This window comes from Mesorhizobium sp. M1307 (assembly GCF_040318155.1).
In the GTDB taxonomy this organism is placed as follows: domain Bacteria; phylum Pseudomonadota; class Alphaproteobacteria; order Rhizobiales; family Rhizobiaceae; genus Mesorhizobium.
The window spans coordinates 1-1676 of record NZ_JAMYLR010000101.1; the positions used below are offsets into that span (position 1 = coordinate 1).

General features: G+C 61.3%; 2 protein-coding genes. One reads left to right on the forward strand and one right to left on the reverse strand.

Annotated features, from left to right (window positions below; translation table 11 throughout):
* A partial coding sequence (locus tag NKH16_RS34775) for a hypothetical protein (protein ID WP_352671808.1) occupies positions 1 to 233 on the forward strand: 233 nt, incomplete at its 5' end.
* On the opposite strand, the gene NKH16_RS34780 is transcribed toward NKH16_RS34775, so the two are convergent.
* Entirely contained in the window at positions 194 to 1534 is a 1341-nt protein-coding gene (locus NKH16_RS34780; protein WP_352903961.1) for an ISNCY family transposase, read from the reverse strand. The two genes, NKH16_RS34775 and NKH16_RS34780, sit on opposite strands and share 40 nt — an antisense overlap.
* Positions 1535 to 1676 lie beyond the last annotated feature (142 nt).

Consider the following 1676-nt stretch of genomic DNA (forward strand, 5'->3'; position numbering starts at 1 on the left):
CTAGTTTCCGTCCACAAACGCCCATTTTGGTGAGCGTTTACAGAGGTTTGCCGCAGGAAGAAACGTCGTTTGCGGTACCGGCCGACGCGAAGTCCAGTGGATCGCGCCAGAAAGAACTCGCCGAACGGAAGTTAGTCATGGCTATGGAGCCGGCGCCTGCCGGCGGGCTGCTGACCCGCGCAATGGCTCGACGTCAGGTCGGCTTGAGGCGCGTGAAGACGACGAGATTGTAAGCCACGACCGAGGACCAGACGTAGCTCTTGAAGTGATCAAGGCCGCGCCAGGTGCAGCGCGCCAAACCGTAAGCGCGCTTGAGGCATGAGATGTCGGCCTCGATGCCGGCACGGAAGTTACGCAGCTTGCGATAGACCCAATTGCTTCTGACCATGTCCTCGATCCTGAGGCCGGCTTTCTTGTGGAATGCCATGTCGCGGACGCCCAAGGTCAAGGCTGTAGCCAGATTGTCGCGACTGGCAAAGCCGCCGTCGGCCGCCGCCTGCCGCGGCGCTTGACCCCAGATGCCGATGTGGCGTTCCAGCATCGGCAGCAATCGATCGCTGTCGCGCGGATTGCCCGCCTCGATCACCAGATCGAGGATCATGCCGCTCCTGCCGGTGGTCAGGTTGAGCTTGTGGCCGTATTCGGTGTCGCGGCTGCCCTTGACGATGATATCGGCATGGGGCTCGAACAGGCTGACCAGCTTGTCGCTGGCCGGCACCAACTCGCCGGCCAACACCCGCCGCTCACTCTGTGTGATGATGCGTTCGATCAGCGGCCGATAGTGGCAGACCTGGGCCTGCCACAGTTCGATGAGCGGACTGCCCGCCGCGACCAACCGCTCGGTCGCTTGCTGCAGGTATGCCAATGTCGCGCGGGTGATTGCGATCAGTTCCCGGTAGAGTTGGAACCGATTTGGTCGACCGCGTGTGAACTGGATCTTGCGGGCACGCCTCTTAGCCGCCCGACAATGATCATGCCATGGTGAGCGGGCACCACCGGTCAACACATCGGCCTGCTTCAGAAGGCGCACCATGACGCGCACGGCATCCCAAAGCAGGCTGCTGTCGCTCGGCTCATGCATAAGTGCCGAGGTCACGGTGCTGTCCAGCCGCACGACCGCGCCATCTTCGAGCTTCGCCTGCCGAGCGCCCGACAGCAGTGCCCGATTGATCTGCTCCCAGGTCTCGGGCCGGATCGCACTGATCGTCTTTTGCAGCACCGACTTCTGCGGGCTCCATGACCACGGCAGCCGCGCAAAGGCGCGGAACGAGGCGGAGTCCTCGAGATGGAACGCCAGTTCCTGATAGCTCAGTTGCCGGTATTGCTTCAGCAGCGCACAGCGCAGCACCGCTTCGGCGGGCAGGCCTTGCCGTCCGGTGGCCTTGACACAGACCCGAACCAGATCGCGGGCCACCAAACCAAGTAGATCGCAATGCTCATCCAGCCATTGCGACATCGCCTTCAACTCGTGGCCGATCTCGTGTGTGGCGAAAAGATCGAATATGCTGGCTTGGACGGTGCGTTCTTGGCGCATTGTCGGCTCCGGCGGTTGCAGATTGTACTTTGGAATCAGTGGCATGAGACCAAAGTGTACCTGAAACCGCCGGGCCTTGCCCGCGCAAAGTCACGATTTAGGCAATAAAATCAACAGTTTGACGTTTGTGGACGGAAACTAG